This is a genomic window from Enterobacter sp. Sphag1F, assembly GCF_014193275.1.
Classification (GTDB): Bacteria; Pseudomonadota; Gammaproteobacteria; order Enterobacterales; family Enterobacteriaceae; genus Pantoea; species Pantoea symbiotica.
In genome coordinates this window covers 244,935-261,116 of record NZ_JACHZD010000001.1, presented here as the reverse complement: position 1 = coordinate 261,116, position 16,182 = coordinate 244,935, and the positions used below count along the sequence as shown (strand labels likewise).

Below are 16,182 nucleotides of genomic sequence, written 5' to 3'. Positions count from 1 at the left end.
GATTATCGGGGTGATTCTTTGAATAAGGTTTGGCTCAAACGCTATCCGGCAGATGTCCCTGCGGAAATTAATGCGGATCGTTACGCTTCATTGGTCGATCTTTTCGAGCACGCAGCAGAGCAATACGCCGATCAGGTGGCTTTCATTAATATGGGCCAGCCGATGACCTATCGGCAGCTGGAAAAGCAGAGCCGCGCCTTTGCCGCCTGGCTGCAGCAAGGTTTAGGTTTGAAGCAGGGCGATCGCGTGGCGCTGATGATGCCAAACCTGCTGCAATATCCCGTCGCGCTGTTTGGCGTATTGCGCGCTGGCATGGTGGTGGTGAACGTCAATCCGCTCTACACGCCGCGTGAACTCAAGCATCAGCTAGTTGATAGCGGTGCCAGTGCCATTGTCATCGTCTCGAACTTTGCCCACACGCTGGAAAAAGTGGTGGCCGAAACGCCGATCAAGCATGTGATGTTAACGCGTATGGGCGATCAGCTGGCGCCGGTGAAAGCCACGCTGGTAAACTTCGTCGTGAAATACGTGAAAAAGCTGGTGCCGAAATACCACCTGCCGGGCGCGGTGCCGTTCCGCAGCGCCTTGTCGCAGGGCGAACAGATGACCTATCAACGCCCGACCGTGACCAATGACGATCTCGCCTTCCTGCAATACACCGGCGGTACCACCGGCGTGGCCAAAGGCGCGATGCTGACGCACCGCAATATGCAGGCTAATCTGGAACAGACCAAAGCCACTTACGGCAAGCTGCTGCGTCCGGGCAAAGAGCAAGTGGTGACCGCGCTGCCGCTCTACCATATTTTTGCGCTGACGGTGAACGGGCTGCTGTTCCTCGATCTTGGCGGCACCAACCTGCTGATTACCAATCCGCGCGATATACCCGGCTTTGTCAAAGAGCTCAGCAAGTTCCCGTTTACCGCCATCACCGGCGTGAACACCTTGTTCAATGCACTGCTGAATGATGCCAATTTCAATAAGCTCGATTTCTCCACGCTGCGCCTGTCAGCGGGCGGCGGCATGGCGGTGCAAAAAGCGGTCGCCGAGCGCTGGGAAAAACTCACCGGACACTATCTACTGGAAGGTTACGGCCTGACCGAATGTTCGCCGCTGGTGTCAGTGAATCCGTATGACATTACCTGTCACACCGGCAGCATTGGTTTGCCGGTGCCGTCCACCGATGTGCGCATCGTGGATGATGAAGACAAGGATGTAGCGCCAGGCGAGCCGGGCGAGCTGTGTATTCGCGGTCCGCAGGTGATGACTGGCTACTGGCAGCGCGCTGATGCGACCGATGAAGTGCTGAAAAATGGCTGGCTGCATACCGGTGATATTGTTACCGTTGATAGTGAAGGCTTTATTCGCATCGTCGATCGTAAGAAAGACATGATTCTGGTGTCAGGCTTTAACGTGTATCCTAACGAGATCGAAGATGTGCTAATGCAGCACGAGAAAGTGCGTGAAGCTGCAGCGATTGGTGTTCCCAGCGATCTGTCGGGCGAAGCGGTTAAAGTGTGCATCGTGAAGAAAGATCCCTCACTGACCAAAGAAGAGGTGCTGGATCACTGCCGTCGCCAGCTCACCGGCTACAAAGTGCCGAAGATTATCGAGTTTCGTGACGAGTTGCCAAAGACCAATGTAGGCAAAATTCTGCGTCGCGAATTGCGTGATGAGGCGAAGCGAGAAGGGCAGTAATGCGCCATTCTCCTCAGGTTAACGCCGGCACAGTCCGGCGTTTTTATTGCTTTTAACATGGAGCGCTGCGCGTAGTTTGCCGCAGCGAGAAAGACAACGTGAATTACACCCTGATCGACCAAAATGACCAACTGGCCGCCGTGTGCGAGAAGGCACGCCAGCACGCCGCCGTGGCGCTGGATACCGAATTCGTGCGCACCCGCACTTACTATCCGCAGCTCGGCCTGATTCAGCTGTTTGATGGCGACCAATTGATCCTGATCGATCCGCTTAATATCAGTGACTGGACGCCGTTTGTGGCGTTGCTGCAGGATAAGCAGGTCACCAAATTCCTGCACGCCGGTGGCGAAGATCTGGAAGTATTTCTGCATCGTTTTAAATGCCTGCCCGATCCGATGATTGATACGCAAATTCTGGCGGCATTTAGCGGCCAGGCGCTGTCGTGGGGCTTTGCCTCGATGGTGATGCATTTCAACCAGATCGAGCTGGATAAAAGTGAATCGCGTACCGATTGGCTGGCGCGTCCGCTGACCGAGCGTCAGTGCGAATATGCCGCCGCCGATGTCGCCTATCTGCTGCCGATTGCCCATCAGCTGGTGGCGCAAACCGAGGAAGCCGGCAATATGGCGGCGGCGTTAAGCGAATGCAATTTGCTGTGCCAGCGTCGCCTCGATGTGCTGCAGCCGGAAGAAGCCTGGCGCGATATCACCAATGCGTGGCAACTGCGTCCGCGTCAGCTGGCGGCGTTGCAGCGTCTGGCCGCGTGGCGTTTGAACATCGCGCGTCAGAAAGATATGGCGGTGAACTTCGTGGTGCGCGAAGAGAATCTGTGGAAAGTAGCGCGCTTTATGCCAGGCAGCCTTGGTGAGCTGGATCATTTAGGGCTGAACGGCCATGAAATTCGCTTCCACGGTAAAGCGATGGTGGCGCTGGTGGCTGAAGCACAGGCGCAGGATGAATCAACCTTGCCGCCGCCGCTGCCTAATCTGATCGATCATCCGCATTACAAGCAGGCGTTTAAAGCCATTAAAGCGCTGGTGCAACAGGTAAGTGAAGAGAGTGGTTTCAGTCAGGAACTGCTGGCATCACGTCGCCAGATCAATCAGGTGCTGAGTGTGCATTGGGGATTGAAAACCGCGTCGCGCACACCTGAATTACAGACAGGCTGGCGGGGCGATTTGCTGAAAGCGGGTATCGACGAGATTCTGCAGGCACTGTAACGGTAGCATTTTCCCCTGCGCAACACCGCAGGGGAAAATCAGGAAACCGCTTTAATCATTTAGGAACGTCTTCCGGCTCCGGCAGCGTTACGTTGAGCTCGAGGATGGAGATATCATCCCCTTTCTGATCCAGCTGAACGGTCACCATATCCGGGTCAATTTTTACGTATTTACAGATCACTTCCAAAATATCGCGCTTCAGCTGCGGCAGATAGTGGGGCTCACTGTCGCCCCTTCTGCGCTCGGCTACGATAATCTGCAGCCTTTCCTTGGCTATATTGGCTGTGTTCTTCTTACGGGATAAAAAGAAATCAAGTAATGCCATTGGTTATCCCCCGAACAGGCGTTTAAGGAAACCCTTCTTCTCTTCTTCAATAAAGCGGAAGGGGCGTTCTTCGCCAAGCAGGCGATCTACGGTATCAGCATAGGCTTTACCGGCGTCAGCGTTTGCGTCGAGGATCACCGGCTCACCCTGGTTAGAGGCGCGCAGGACAGATTGATCTTCCGGGATGACGCCAACCAGTGGAATGCGCAGAATTTCCAGCACGTCTTCCATACTCAGCATATCGCCACGGGTAACGCGGCCAGGATTGTAACGGGTCAGCAGCAGATGCTCTTTCACCGGATCCTGGCTGTTCTCTGCACGACGTGATTTCGAAGAGATGATGCCCAGAATACGGTCGGAGTCACGTACTGAAGAGACTTCCGGGTTGGTGGTGATGATAGCTTCATCAGCGAAGTACAACGCCATCAGCGCGCCGGTTTCGATACCTGCTGGTGAGTCGCAGACGATAAAGTCGAACTCCATCGCCGCCAGATCGTTCAGCACTTTCTCAACGCCTTCACGCGTCAGCGCATCTTTATCGCGCGTCTGTGAAGCCGGCAAAATATAAAGCTGCTCTGTACGCTTGTCGCGAATCAGTGCCTGGTTCAGCGTCGCGTCACCCTGAATGACGTTAACAAAGTCATACACTACGCGGCGTTCACAGCCCATGATCAAATCGAGGTTACGCAGGCCGATATCGAAATCGATTACGACGGTTTTTTTGCCTTTCTGCGCTAAGCCGGTGGCGATGGCCGCGCTTGACGTGGTCTTGCCAACGCCCCCTTTACCCGATGTAACTACAATAATGCGTGCCATAAATGTTGATTTCCTTAACGAAAGAAAAGGGGCTTAATTAAGTGTCTGAATGGTCAGCGCGCCATCTTGGAGACTCAGACGCGCCGCTTTACCAAAGAATTCCGCCGGAATGTGATCCATCATCCAATATTCCCCGGCAATAGAGACCAACTCTGCGGCGAGGTTGGTGCAAAAAATCTGGCTGTCGCGTTGTCCACCGACGCCGGCCAACGCGCGACCGCGCATCATGCCGTAAATATGGATGTTGCCGTCGGCGACCAGTTCGGCACCGGCGCTGACGCTGCTGGTGACGATGAGGTCGGCATTGCGCGCATAAATCTGTTGGCCCGAACGCACCGGCGTATTAATGATGCGGGTTTTACTGGCGGCTTCAGCGATAACCGCTGGGACAACCGGCGCGGCTTCAACCACGGGAGCCGCAGCCTGTTTGCGGCTCTCTTTACCTTCCGAAAGCACCGGTAAACCCGCGCGGGCAATCATTTTTTTCAGGGCTTCATCTTTGCAACCGCTGACACCGACGATACGCAGACCTGTCGCCATCACCGCTTGTTGCATCTGTTTCCAGTTAATGTCGCCGGTTAGCGCTGACACATTCAGCACCACCGGCGCATTCAGCAAAAAGGCAGGTGCCTGATCGATTTTGTCCTGTAGCGCCTGACGAATCACCTCGGGTTGCGAATGATGCAGATGAACGACTGACAGGGTAAAACTGCTTCCCTTGAATTCGATTGGCGTTTGCGACATCTGTGCTGACTCAGTCCTGTTTTACGACCCTTAAATGTACGCCGATAAAATCGGCAATAACATCAAACGGTCAATATTCGAAGTTCTGCAAGCATGTTATAGTTACTGCTATATTCAGGCAAGTGACGCCATCGGTTAATTCGAGTAAAAAATATGTTTTGTGTGATCTACAGAAGCCCGCAACGTGAACAGACTTATCTGTATGTTGAAAAAAAAGACGATTTTTCACGGGTACCAGAAGAACTGCTGCGTGGCTTCGGCAAACCCCAGCTGGCAATGGTGTTATCGCTGGATAAGCGTGACAAGCTGGCTAACGCGGATATCAATAAAGTTAAGCAAGGTTTAAGCGAACACGGCTATTATTTGCAAATTCCACCACCGGTTGAAAGTCTGCTCAACATTCATCTCGATCAGGGTAAAAAAGATTAATTCAGATTCATCTGTAAATATATCCTGTAGAAATAATCAGTGCTATTTGCGTTAATTAACTGCCCGCTTTAACCCTTTATTGCGGGCAATTATCCAAGCGTTTAGCTGATTTTTTTGTATACGATTAACGACTTTTGACAATTTCCGCCACGCCTGCCGCCATAAACCCGCTAATATATTCCACCTCAGCCTGCCGCGTTCCGGCACTGAGCCAGACTTCATCGCCAGATGCACTGGCGGCAAACACAACCAAAGCAGGGGGAATAGCATGTATCAGCATCGTAACTGGCAGGGCGCTCTGTTGGATTATCCGGTCAGCAAAGTGGTTTGCGTCGGCAGCAACTATGCGAAGCACATAAAGGAGATGGGAAGTGCCACGCCAACCGAACCGGTGGTGTTTATCAAACCGGAAACTGCGGTGTGCGATCTGCGCCAGCCGCTGTCGATTCCGGCAAATTTTGGTGAAGTGCATCATGAAGTGGAGCTGGCGGTGCTGATTGGTTCAACGCTGAAACAGGCGAGCGAAGAGCACGTGGCGAAGGCGATTGCTGGCTATGGCGTTGCGCTGGATTTGACCTTGCGTGACGTGCAAGCGGGTTTGAAGAAAGCGGGCCAACCGTGGGAAAAATCCAAAGGTTTCGATAACTCGTGCCCGCTGTCGGGTTTTATTCCCGTTTCTGAGTTTAGCGGCGATCCACAGAACACCGAACTGAAGCTGATTGTTAACGGCGAAGTGCGCCAGCACGGCACGACCGCCGATATGATCCACAAAATTTTGCCGCTGATTGCCTATATGAGCCAGTATTTCACCCTGCGCGCGGGCGATGTGGTGCTGACCGGTACGCCTGAAGGCGTTGGCCCGATGCGTTCTGGCGATAAGCTGGAAATCACGCTGGCCGGTCACGGTATTTCGACACGCGTTCTGTAAAACTTGCATCACCGCACCTGAACCTTTATAAGGTGCGGTCTCTTTGCTAACCCGGACCGCCATCATGACTGAACAACCTTTCTGGCAGACTAAACGCCTTGACCAAATGAACGACGCAGAGTGGGAATCCCTGTGCGACGGCTGCGGACAATGTTGCCTGAATAAGTTGCAGGATGCGGACACCGACGAAATCTACTTCACCAACGTGGCCTGCAATCAGCTGAATATCAAAACCTGCCAGTGTCGTAACTACGAGCACCGTTTTGAGTTGGAAGAGAATTGCATCAAGCTGACGCGTGAAAATCTCACCAGTTTTGAATGGCTGCCGCGTACCTGCGCCTATCGCGTGTTAGGGGAAGGCAAAACCTTGCCGGCATGGCATCCGCTGATCGCCGGTTCTAAAAAGGCGATGCATGCCCAGCGCATTTCCGTGCGTTTTATTGCGGTGCGGGAGAGTGAAGTGCGGGATTGGGAAGAGCATATAATCGATAGACCGGATCGCAACGGTTAAACATAAAACAGGCAGCCAAGGCTGCCTGTTTTGTTTGTGCTTAGCGTCCGAACAGATCGCGGCGTTTCGGTTTGAAGGGTTGTGCAATCAATACCAGCAGAGCCACCAGCAGATAAGCGGCAAAAATCACGATCATCCACTGCGGCATGCTCCAGGTCAGGAAGGTCCAGCCGCGCTCAGCGCAATCACCGCTCGCTACGAATACAGAAGGCAACCATTTATCCAGCGGCAACCAGGTTGGGAAACGCGCGGCAAAGTCGCAGGTGACAAACGGGTTGGGATGCAGTTGAATCATGGTGTGATCGTAAGAGAGGCGCGTGCCTTCAATCGCGCTGTAAATCCAGATGAGAATGGCCGCCCAGCGTAGCGGTGTTTTCGGCGCAATAGCGCCCACAATGCCCGCGCCCATCACGCCAAACAGCGCGCAACGCTCATAAATACACATTACGCAGGGTTGCAGCCCCATCACGTGTTGAAAATACAACGCCGTCAATTCAAACGCCAACGCCGTCAGGGCCAGCAGAAGCCAGGCACCGCGTCCACGCGAGCATTGATTCAAATATCGCAACATATTGCTTTTCCTGTAACCGTTAATGTTTCGCAGTGTAAACCAAAAGCGCAACCGTGCCAGCCAGGTAACGGGAAAAAATCATGTACAAAAATGACTTAAGTCGCGTTGAGGCCAAAAAAGTGTCTGTTGAGCGCATGACCCGAAGAGCGCAAGCTGCAGACGCAGCGCAAACGTGTGCCTGGCCGGGGAATTTACTCTGAATTCACGGCTGAATTTTGCGCCAGCGCGCGCTTTTAATCGGTTGGCAGGCTATTTACGCTATAGCCGCTCTGGTATGATGAGTCGCATTACGATAAAGAAAGCAACGAGAAATAAATGCTATGGTGATTAAGGCGCAGAGCCCCGCGGGATTTGCTGAAGAGTATATTATTGAAAGCATCTGGAACAGTCGTTTTCCGCCGGGATCCATTCTACCTGCCGAACGTGAGCTTTCTGAACTGATTGGCGTAACACGCACCACGTTGCGTGAAGTGTTGCAGCGTCTGGCGCGTGACGGCTGGTTGACCATTCAACATGGCAAACCAACGCGCGTTAACGATTTCTGGGAAACCTCCGGTTTAAACATCCTCGAAACCCTGGCCCGACTCGATCACGATAGCGTTCCACAGTTGATTGATAATTTGCTGTCGGTGCGCACCAACATCTCGTCGATTTTTATCAGCCGTGCGCTGCGTCATCATCCAGAAAAAGCGCGTGAAGTGCTGGAGAATGCGCTGATCGAGGAAGATAAAGCCGAAGCCTATACCGAGCTGGATTATCGCGTGTTCCGCGGCCTGGCGTTTGCCTCGGGCAACCCGATTTATGGTCTGATTTTGAACGGCCTGAAAGGATTGTATACCCGCGTTGGTCGTCACTATTTCTCCAGCCTGGAAGCGCGTGAACTGGCGCGAAACTTCTATCGTCAATTGGCTGACCTGTGCGTGGCCAACCCATCGCAGGAGCAGATTGTCGATAGCGTGCGTGAATACGGACGCCGCAGCGGTGAGATTTGGCATAAGATGCAGAAAAGCATGCCGGACGATTTAGCCAGCAAGCGTTAAAAGAAAAACCGGACCTCAACAGTCCGGTTTTTTGCTTTATAGCGTTGGGCCGCGCGCGGGTGAACGATCCAGCAACTCGACGCTGCCGTCTTCATTCTGTTGCTCCAGAATCACATCAAAGCCCCACAAACGATGCACATGCTTCAACACTTCTTTGCGGCTCTTATCGAGCGGCGCACGCTGTTGCGGTACATAACGCAGCGTCAGTGAGCGATCGCCACGTAAATCCACGTTGTAGACCTGAATGTTCGGTTCCAGATTGCTCAGATTGTACTGCGCCGACAGCTGCTGACGAATGGCGCGATAACCCGCTTCATCATGGATCGCCGCAATTTCGAGGAAGTTGTTGCGGTCATCATCCATTACCGTGAACAGACGGAAATCACGCATCACTTTTGGTGACAGGAACTGACTGATAAAGCTCTCGTCCTTAAACTCGCGCATGGCGAAATGCATGGTTTTCAGCCAGTCGGAACCGGCAATGTCCGGGAACCAGTAGCGATCTTCTTCGGTTGGCGTCTGACAGATACGCTTGATGTCCTGGAACATCGCAAAGCCCAGCGCATACGGGTTAATGCCGTTATACCACTGACTGTTATACGGCGGCTGATACACCACATTGGTGTGGCTGTGCAGGAACTCCATCATAAATCGTTCCGACACTTTGCCTTCGTCATACAGATGATTAAGGATGGTGTAGTGCCAGAAAGTGGCCCAGCCTTCATTCATCACCTGCGTCTGTTTCTGCGGGTAAAAATACTGGCTAACTTTACGCACAATGCGCAGCACTTCACGTTGCCAGGATTCCAGCAGGGGGGCATTTTTTTCCATGAAATAGAGCAGGTTTTCCTGCGGTTCAGAAGGGTAGCGCGATGCCTCAACGTGCACCGACTCCTTCTCTTTACGCGGCAGCGTACGCCACAGCGTGTTTACCTGACTCTGCAAATACTCTTCACGGCTCTGCTGGCGAGCTTTCTCTTCCTGTAGCGAAATTTTCTGCGGGCGTTTGTAGCGATCTACGCCGTAGTTCATCAGCGCATGGCAGGAATCGAGCAGCCGCTCAACTTCCTCCACGCCATAGCGCTCTTCGCAGTCGGTAATGTAGTTTCGCGCAAACAGCAGGTAATCCACGATAGAACTGGCATCGGTCCAGCTGCGGAACAGATAGTTATTTTTGAAGAAAGAGTTATGACCGTAACAGGCGTGTGCCATCACCAGCGCCTGCATGGTCATGGTGTTCTCTTCCATCAAATAGGCGATACACGGATTGGAGTTGATGACGATTTCATACGCTAAGCCTTGCTGACCGTGCTTGTAGCGCTGTTCCGTTTCAATGAATTTCTTGCCGAACGACCAGTGTGCATAGTTGATCGGCATACCCACGCTGGAGTAGGCATCCATCATCTGTTCGGAGGTGATCACTTCTATTTGGTGCGGATAGGTTTCCAGTCCGTAACTTTTGGCTACGCGGTCAATTTCCGCCAGATAATCATCCAGCAGTTCGAAAGTCCAGTCGGGACCATCACTGAGTCGTTTACTGTTGCGGGTTGGCTCGTCAAAGATTGTCGTCATAGCGCACCTCTGTTTTGCAAGCGGCAGGAATTACCTGTCACGATCGTTTAAGGCCTCATCCTGAGTAAAGATGGCCCAATAAAACTGAGCGAACACTTCAATGATAGTCCACTGTCGCCTATCCGAAACTGAATCTCAATCGAATTCTTTTGGCAGAAAATCATTCAAAAAGCGTTAGTTAAGTCGATACTGATGACAAGTGTTGGTTTTGTTTTATTTGGCAGAATAATGCTCTGTTTATAAGTGGATTGTATGACTGCGGCGCTTTCTCCTGAAAAAAGTCAAAACCGCTGCCATCCGCATAATAAATTGCTGATTAAGGGATTTAAGGCATAAAAAATCCTGATTTTGCCGCTGTTGCATGATTTCAGTGTGCAGTGAGGTAAAAAACATGTGAAATAAGTCGTTCGAATGTAAGATTTAAGTGGCGGTCGGGTTATGCTGTATTGGGCTTGGTTAATAGTTAATTATTCTTTTGCTGCGACGAGGGGCTTATGCGCGTAGTGATTCTGGGTAGTGGTGTCGTTGGGGTAGCGAGCGCATGGTATCTGGCGCAGGCCGGACATGAGGTCACGGTCATCGATCGTCAACCTGCCGCCGCGCTGGAAACCAGCGCCGGTAATGCAGGGCAGATCTCTCCGGGCTATGCCGCGCCTTGGGCGGCACCGGGCGTTCCGCTGAAAGCGGTCAAATGGATGTTCCAGCGTCACGCGCCGCTGGCGGTTCGTCTCGATGGCAGTAAGTTCCAGCTGGAATGGATGTGGAATATGCTGCGTAACTGCGACATGCAGCACTATCAAGAGAATAAAAGCCGCATGGTGCGTATCGCGGAGTACAGCCGCGACTGCCTGAAAACACTGCGCGCCAGCACCGGCATCGCCTATGAAGGTCGTCAGGGCGGCACGCTGCAGCTGTTCCGTACGCAGCAACAGTTCGAAAGCGCCAGCAAAGATATCGCCGTGCTGCGTGATGCGGGCGTTCCCTATGAATTACTGGAAACGCATCAGCTCAAAAATGTCGAACCCGCGCTGGCGGCGACGGCGCATAAACTCACCGGCGGTTTGCGTCTCCCTAACGATGAAACCGGCGACTGCCAGCTGTTTACCCAACGCCTGGCCGAAATGGCTGCGGCGGCGGGCGTGACCTTCCGCTACAACACGTCGGTTGATCAGTTGCTGCGTGAGGGCAATCGCATATATGGCGTGAAGTGTGGCGATGAGGTGATTAAAGCCGATGCTTACGTGGTGGCATTCGGTTCCTATTCCACCGCGCTGCTGAAAGACATTCTCGCCATCCCGGTTTATCCGCTGAAGGGTTATTCGCTGACCATCCCGATCAAGAACGCTGACGCTGCACCGGTTTCCACCATCCTCGACGAAACCTACAAAGTGGCGGTCACGCGCTTTGACGATCGCATTCGCGTGGGCGGCATGGCAGAAATTGTTGGTTTTAACACCAAACTGTTGCCGGCACGACGCGAAACGCTGGAGATGGTGGTCCGCGATCTCTATCCTGAAGGCGGATTTATCGAACAGGCCACGTTCTGGACCGGATTGCGTCCAATGACGCCAGACGGTACGCCGATTGTCGGGCGCACGCCGCTCTCCAATCTCTATCTCAATACCGGGCACGGTACGCTGGGATGGACGATGGCTTGTGGTTCCGGTCAGCTTTTGGCTGATTTAATTTCCGGTCAGAAACCGGCGATTGCCGCAGATGATTTGTCAGTGCTGCGCTACCTGCCTGGTTTTGAGCCACATTCTTCGCCGCTGCGTAACGCCAGCGCGGCGCGCTGAGACCTCAGGGAGAGTAGAAGCATGTCACGTCCAACCGGTGCCACCATCAATCAACAGGCACTGCGTCATAATCTGGCTGTCGTACGCCAGGCGGCACCGCAATCACGCGTCTGGTCGGTGGTGAAAGCCAATGCGTATGGTCACGGTGTGGCCCGCGTGTGGCAAAGTCTGGCCGAAACCGACGGCTTTGCGCTGCTGAATATGGAAGAGGCGATCTTGCTGCGGGAGCAGGGCTGGAAAAAGCCGATCCTGCTGCTGGAAGGCTTCTTCCATGCCGATGATTTAGCGCTGATCGACCGCTATCGCCTCACCACCAGCGTACACAGCAACTGGCAAATTCAGGCGCTAGCCAAAGCGCAGCTGTCTGCACCGGTCGATGTTTACCTCAAAATCAACAGCGGCATGAATCGACTTGGTTTCCGTCCTGAGCAGGCTCATGCGGCGTGGCAGAAACTGCGTGCTTTGCCGAACGTCGGTGAACTGACGTTAATGGCGCACTTTGCCGATGCAGAGAATCCGCAAGGATTAGTTGAGCCGATGAAGTGCGTTGAACGGGCGGCGGAAGGGCTCGGATGCCCGCGTTCCTTGTCTAACTCAGCGGCTACGCTATGGCATCCTGAAGCGCATTTTGACTGGGTGCGTCCCGGCATTATTCTCTATGGCGCATCACCGAGCGGTGACTGGCAGGATATCGCCAGCACCGGATTGCAGCCGGTGATGACGCTCAACAGCGAAATCATTGGCGTGCAGCAGCTGAATGCCGGTGAAGGCGTGGGTTACGGTTATCGCTATCACGCCAGCGGCGCGCAGCGCATTGGTATTGTCGCCTGCGGTTACGCTGACGGTTATCCGCGTCATGCGCCAACCGGCACGCCAGTCAGCGTAGATGGCATCCGCACGCAAACGCTGGGCGCCATTTCCATGGACATGATGATGATCGATTTGGAACCTTGCCCGCAGGCTGGCATCGGTTCGAAGGTTGAGCTGTGGGGTAATCAGGTGAAGATCGATGAGGTGGCAAAAGCCGCCGGAACGGTGGGCTACGAGCTGATGTGCGCGCTCGCGCCACGCGTTCCGGTTGAGGTTATTTAAGCGCGGTCACGCGACCGTGCATTTTCTTGCTGCAGCGCCAGGCGGTCATGGCCAGCGCTGCACCCAGCAGCATCATCAATGCCAGTGACGATTTTTCCGCAACGGGCAATGCCACGATTGCCATGCTGCCGCCCGCACCACACGCCATCTGAATAAATCCCTGCAGTGCTGAGGCCACGCCCGCTTGCTGCTGATACGGCTCCAGCGCGTAGCTGGTGGCAGGACCAACCGTGAACGCCAGACCAGCCACGGAAACCGCCACCGGAATCATGTACAGCGACCAATGGTTTTGCCATGCTGCCGGTAACAGCGTGGTGCCCATCATTAACAGAATCGCGCCGATCAACATGGTGGCGAAACCCATCGCCAGACAGAATGGACGTCCCGCTTTACGAATGGTTTTGTTCACAAAGGCGCTAACCAGCATGATCCAAAAACCGTTGGCGCCAAAGGTAAAGGAGAATTGTAGCGGCGTCAGGCCGCCTTCGGTCATCAGCACGTGTGGTGCCAGCGACACATAGGTCAGCACCATGCCTAGCGCGCCGGCATTGGCAAAAGCAAAGGCAAGGAAGCGCGGTTCACGAGCGATGGCAGCGTACTGCGCCAGCGGTAAACCTTTTACGCGCAACGTGTCTGCGGGACGCGTTTCCGGCAGCCACAGCATCACGATCAAGCCGATCACCACCGCATAGCCGCACAGGAACCAGAACGGCATACGCCAGCCGTAGGCTTCAGCCAGAATCCCGCCAAGCAGCGGTGCCAGCGCAGGTACGATATTCAGCGCACCATTGAGAAAGCCGTAAGCGCGTGCGGCATCTTCGCCGCTAAGACGATCGCGCACGCCACTGAATGCCACCACCGCAGTGCAGCACACGGCGCAGCCCTGGATGATGCGCGCAAGGAAGAACACCGGCCACAACGTGCTGGTGGCGGCAATTGCGCTGCCAAGGATGTAAAGCGCCAGACCAATCAAGGCGATCGGCTTGCGACCAAAATTATCCACCAGCGGACCGGTAATCAGTTGGCCGATGCCCATCACCAGTAAAAACAGGGGAATAGTGATTTGGATAAGACTCACCGGGCTGTCTAGACCTTCGGCGATTTGCGGCAAGGTAGGGAGGTAAAGATCAATGCCCAGCGGCGCTAGCAGCACCAGGCTAAGAAGTATTAAGGTGAATTTTTGCATTACGAACCGGACGACCTGTTAAACAATCCGGAAGGGTAATGACTCTTTGGGGAAAAAGAAAGGGATAAAAAAAGCGATGCCTGCCGAAGTGCACAGGCATCGCCTCGAGGGTATTAGTAAGCGCCGTCGCGACGGACCACTACGCCAGCGGTTTTGAACAGAATCGCAATGTCAGTCCACAATGCCCAGTTTTTCACGTACCAGGAATCGAAGTAGACGCGCGTGTCGTAGTCGATGTCGTTACGGCCGCTGACCTGCCACAAGCCGGTCATGCCCGGTTTCGCCATCAGGTAGTAATCCACATCACCGGCATAACGCTCCAGTTCAGCTTCAATCACCGGACGCGGACCGACCAGACTCATTTCGCCGCGAATCACGTTCCACAACTGTGGCAGCTCATCAAGGCTGGTTTTGCGCAGGAAGTTACCAATTTTAGTCACGCGCGGATCGTTTTTCAGTTTGAAATCACGATCCCATTCAGCACGTGCTTCCTCGCTGGTCGCCAGCAGATTTTGCAGCACTTCCTGCGAGTTGGTCACCATCGAGCGGAACTTGAGGCACTTAAACTTCACACCATCCTGCCCAACGCGTTCATGACCATAAATCGCATTGCCGCCGTCACGTTTCACCATCGCACACAGCAGACCGAATACCGGCCCCAGGAACAGCAGCAGCATGGATGCCACCACAATATCGAAGGTGCGTTTCAGGAAGCGTGAAGAGCGTTTTGCCAGGTTGTTGCTGACGCGCAGGATCATCACTTCATGGCTGAAGATGAATGACATGTCGGTGCCATACAGCGGTACGCCGCGCAGCGTTGGTATCACGGAAATCGAACGGCACTTCATTTTAGACAGGAACTTCAGCCATTTATCGCGCACCACTTGCTGCTCAAATTCGGTGGCTACGATAAATTGGGTGTTGTCACGGTCCATGGTTTGCCAGTTGATATCTTTCCAGGTGATAACCGGAACGCCATTCACTTTTTCGTGCTGTTGGTCATCATCCAGTGAGATGAATGCCTGCACGTTGTAACCCAGGATCTCTTCGCTCTGCAACGCCGCATAGGCTTCCATGGCGTTTTTACCCGAACCAATAATGATGGTCTCCTTCTGCCACTGACCTGCACGATTGATCGCGCGTTTTACCACGGCACGCATCAGCGGCAGCAGCAACAGGGCATAAGTCCAGCTGAACACCCAAACCATGCGCGAGAAGTCCCATTTTGAAAAGGCAATCAATGCCAGATCAAGCAGCGAAAAGACGAACAGGGTTTTAATCACTTCTTTCAATTCAAACCAAAACGGTTTGCGATAGGTGTAGTGACGCATACGCACCCAGAACCAGGCGGTGCAAAGAATAGAAAGGCTAAATTGGGCAATAAATCGGTATTCAATCTGCTGAGGCGGAATAAACGTATCCAGTTCGCCCCAAATACCTTGAACGGTGGCGGCAGATAAAAACAATGCCAGATTTAACGCAATTAAATCCGAGAAACTAAGTGCGACTTTTGCGATGAGGTTTTTGCGCAATCCGCTCCACGAGCGGGTTGCATCATTCATTATCAAAGTACTTGCCATAAAACCTGCTCTCTTTTCTTAAGTAAAAGATGGCCTGACCAGAATCAAGTACGCGCTCAGGAGTGATCCGCTGAAAAGCAGAAAGAATAATTCTTTCAGCGATTTATAAGTCTGTGCTGCCATAAGCGCTGCAAGGAAAGGACCGTTTGAGACGTGATGCACGTCACGAAAAGCTGCAGCAACGTTTAAGAGTATGCAGGAGTTATTTGACAGAGTTAATATGGAAATAGTCTGAAAAGGAAAAAAATGACTAAAGAAATAATTGGCTATCTACTTGAAAACTATCGTTAAAAGTTAATATATCGCGGATATAACGCTTCATTTTAAGACAACTTTTCGGAATGACCGCCATTTCCATCAATGGCGGCGCCAGCCAGTCAGGCAGGTTTTTTCAGTACCCAAAGATCCTGCTGCTTGTCATAGTGTCCGATTTGCAGATCGACAGCCTCTTCATCAATCCATGCCGGTACACTGGTATCCACATCCCAGCCGTCGAGTTGGTCACTCAGGCCGGGATTGGTATGGCAGGGAATACTCACAGTATCGCCATTGTCAGTATTGAACTCTGCATCAACAATTTCATAACGACCAATCTTCACCACGTGTCCCATTATATTCTCCCGTATTAACTGGGTTGATTAGTGAGCATAGTCGTTCACACGCAGTTTACGAATGAT

General features: G+C 53.1%; 16 protein-coding genes. 8 read left to right on the top strand and 8 right to left on the bottom strand.

Annotated features, from left to right (window positions below):
- The first annotated feature begins 18 nt into the window (after positions 1-18).
- On the top strand, positions 19-1,695 hold the full coding sequence (fadD, locus tag FHW71_RS01180) for a long-chain-fatty-acid--CoA ligase FadD (RefSeq protein WP_179450650.1): 1,677 nt from the start codon (positions 19-21) through the stop codon (positions 1,693-1,695).
- A gap of 98 nt (positions 1,696-1,793) precedes the next feature.
- Positions 1,794-2,915, top strand: coding sequence for a ribonuclease D (rnd, locus tag FHW71_RS01175; RefSeq protein WP_179450652.1), 1,122 nt, complete (start codon positions 1,794-1,796; stop codon positions 2,913-2,915).
- Between the two features lie 55 nt (positions 2,916-2,970).
- Here the strand turns inward: rnd and minE are convergent, their stop codons facing one another.
- The 3 genes from minE to minC are packed head-to-tail and all read right to left on the bottom strand — an operon-like array spanning position 2,971 to position 4,800.
- On the bottom strand, positions 2,971-3,240 hold the full coding sequence (gene minE, locus FHW71_RS01170; protein ID WP_007889661.1) for a cell division topological specificity factor MinE: 270 nt from the start codon (positions 3,238-3,240) through the stop codon (positions 2,971-2,973).
- Positions 3,241-3,243: 3 nt separating this feature from the next.
- Positions 3,244-4,056 carry a septum site-determining protein MinD gene (gene minD / locus FHW71_RS01165; RefSeq protein WP_007889662.1) on the bottom strand — a complete coding sequence of 271 codons (813 nt, stop codon included), beginning with the start codon at positions 4,054-4,056 and terminating at the stop codon, positions 3,244-3,246.
- A 33-nt stretch (positions 4,057-4,089) separates the two neighbouring features.
- On the bottom strand, positions 4,090-4,800 hold the full coding sequence (gene minC, locus FHW71_RS01160) for a septum site-determining protein MinC (RefSeq protein ID WP_008110384.1): 711 nt from the start codon (positions 4,798-4,800) through the stop codon (positions 4,090-4,092).
- 153 nt (positions 4,801-4,953) lie between these two features.
- On the opposite strand from minC, the gene FHW71_RS01155 reads away from it, so the two are divergent.
- The 3 genes from FHW71_RS01155 (at position 4,954) to FHW71_RS01145 (ending at position 6,668) form a co-directional block, all read left to right on the top strand.
- Positions 4,954-5,229, top strand: coding sequence for a YcgL domain-containing protein (locus tag FHW71_RS01155; RefSeq protein WP_007889664.1), 276 nt, complete (start codon positions 4,954-4,956; stop codon positions 5,227-5,229).
- 268 nt (positions 5,230-5,497) lie between these two features.
- Complete coding sequence (locus FHW71_RS01150) at positions 5,498-6,157, top strand: fumarylacetoacetate hydrolase family protein (protein ID WP_154181697.1); 660 nt, start codon at positions 5,498-5,500, stop codon at positions 6,155-6,157.
- Positions 6,158-6,221: 64 nt separating this feature from the next.
- Positions 6,222-6,668, top strand: a complete 447-nt coding sequence (locus FHW71_RS01145) for a YcgN family cysteine cluster protein (RefSeq protein WP_008110381.1) — start codon at positions 6,222-6,224, stop codon at positions 6,666-6,668.
- A gap of 40 nt (positions 6,669-6,708) precedes the next feature.
- Here the strand turns inward: FHW71_RS01145 and dsbB are convergent, their stop codons facing one another.
- A complete protein-coding gene (gene dsbB / locus FHW71_RS01140; protein WP_154156351.1) occupies positions 6,709-7,239 on the bottom strand; it encodes a disulfide bond formation protein DsbB in 531 nt (176 codons plus the stop codon).
- A gap of 320 nt (positions 7,240-7,559) precedes the next feature.
- On the opposite strand from dsbB, the gene fadR reads away from it, so the two are divergent.
- Positions 7,560-8,279, top strand: coding sequence for a fatty acid metabolism transcriptional regulator FadR (gene fadR / locus FHW71_RS01135; RefSeq protein WP_008110376.1), 720 nt, complete (start codon positions 7,560-7,562; stop codon positions 8,277-8,279).
- Between the two features lie 36 nt (positions 8,280-8,315).
- Here fadR and FHW71_RS01130 read toward each other — a convergent pair whose 3' ends face one another.
- Positions 8,316-9,851: a SpoVR family protein gene (locus FHW71_RS01130; RefSeq protein ID WP_061718741.1), complete on the bottom strand. Its 1,536-nt coding sequence runs from the start codon at positions 9,849-9,851 to the stop codon at positions 8,316-8,318.
- Positions 9,852-10,345: 494 nt separating this feature from the next.
- Here FHW71_RS01130 and FHW71_RS01125 point away from each other — a divergent pair, with 494 nt between their 5' ends.
- Entirely contained in the window at positions 10,346-11,647 is a 1,302-nt protein-coding gene (locus FHW71_RS01125) for a D-amino acid dehydrogenase (RefSeq protein ID WP_179450654.1), read from the top strand.
- Positions 11,648-11,668: 21 nt separating this feature from the next.
- Positions 11,669-12,739, top strand: a complete 1,071-nt coding sequence (dadX, locus tag FHW71_RS01120; RefSeq protein WP_179450656.1) for a catabolic alanine racemase DadX — start codon at positions 11,669-11,671, stop codon at positions 12,737-12,739.
- On the opposite strand, the gene FHW71_RS01115 is transcribed toward dadX, so the two are convergent.
- From FHW71_RS01115 to FHW71_RS01105, 3 genes are all read right to left on the bottom strand, one after another.
- Positions 12,732-13,925: a multidrug effflux MFS transporter gene (locus tag FHW71_RS01115; RefSeq protein ID WP_179450659.1), complete on the bottom strand. Its 1,194-nt coding sequence runs from the start codon at positions 13,923-13,925 to the stop codon at positions 12,732-12,734. The genes dadX and FHW71_RS01115 overlap by 8 nt on opposite strands.
- Before the next feature lie 113 nt (positions 13,926-14,038).
- Entirely contained in the window at positions 14,039-15,505 is a 1,467-nt protein-coding gene (gene wbaP, locus FHW71_RS01110; protein WP_008110368.1) for an undecaprenyl-phosphate galactose phosphotransferase WbaP, read from the bottom strand.
- Between the two features lie 377 nt (positions 15,506-15,882).
- Complete coding sequence (locus FHW71_RS01105; RefSeq protein WP_008110367.1) at positions 15,883-16,116, bottom strand: DUF1480 family protein; 234 nt, start codon at positions 16,114-16,116, stop codon at positions 15,883-15,885.
- Between the last annotated feature and the right edge of the window lie 66 nt (positions 16,117-16,182).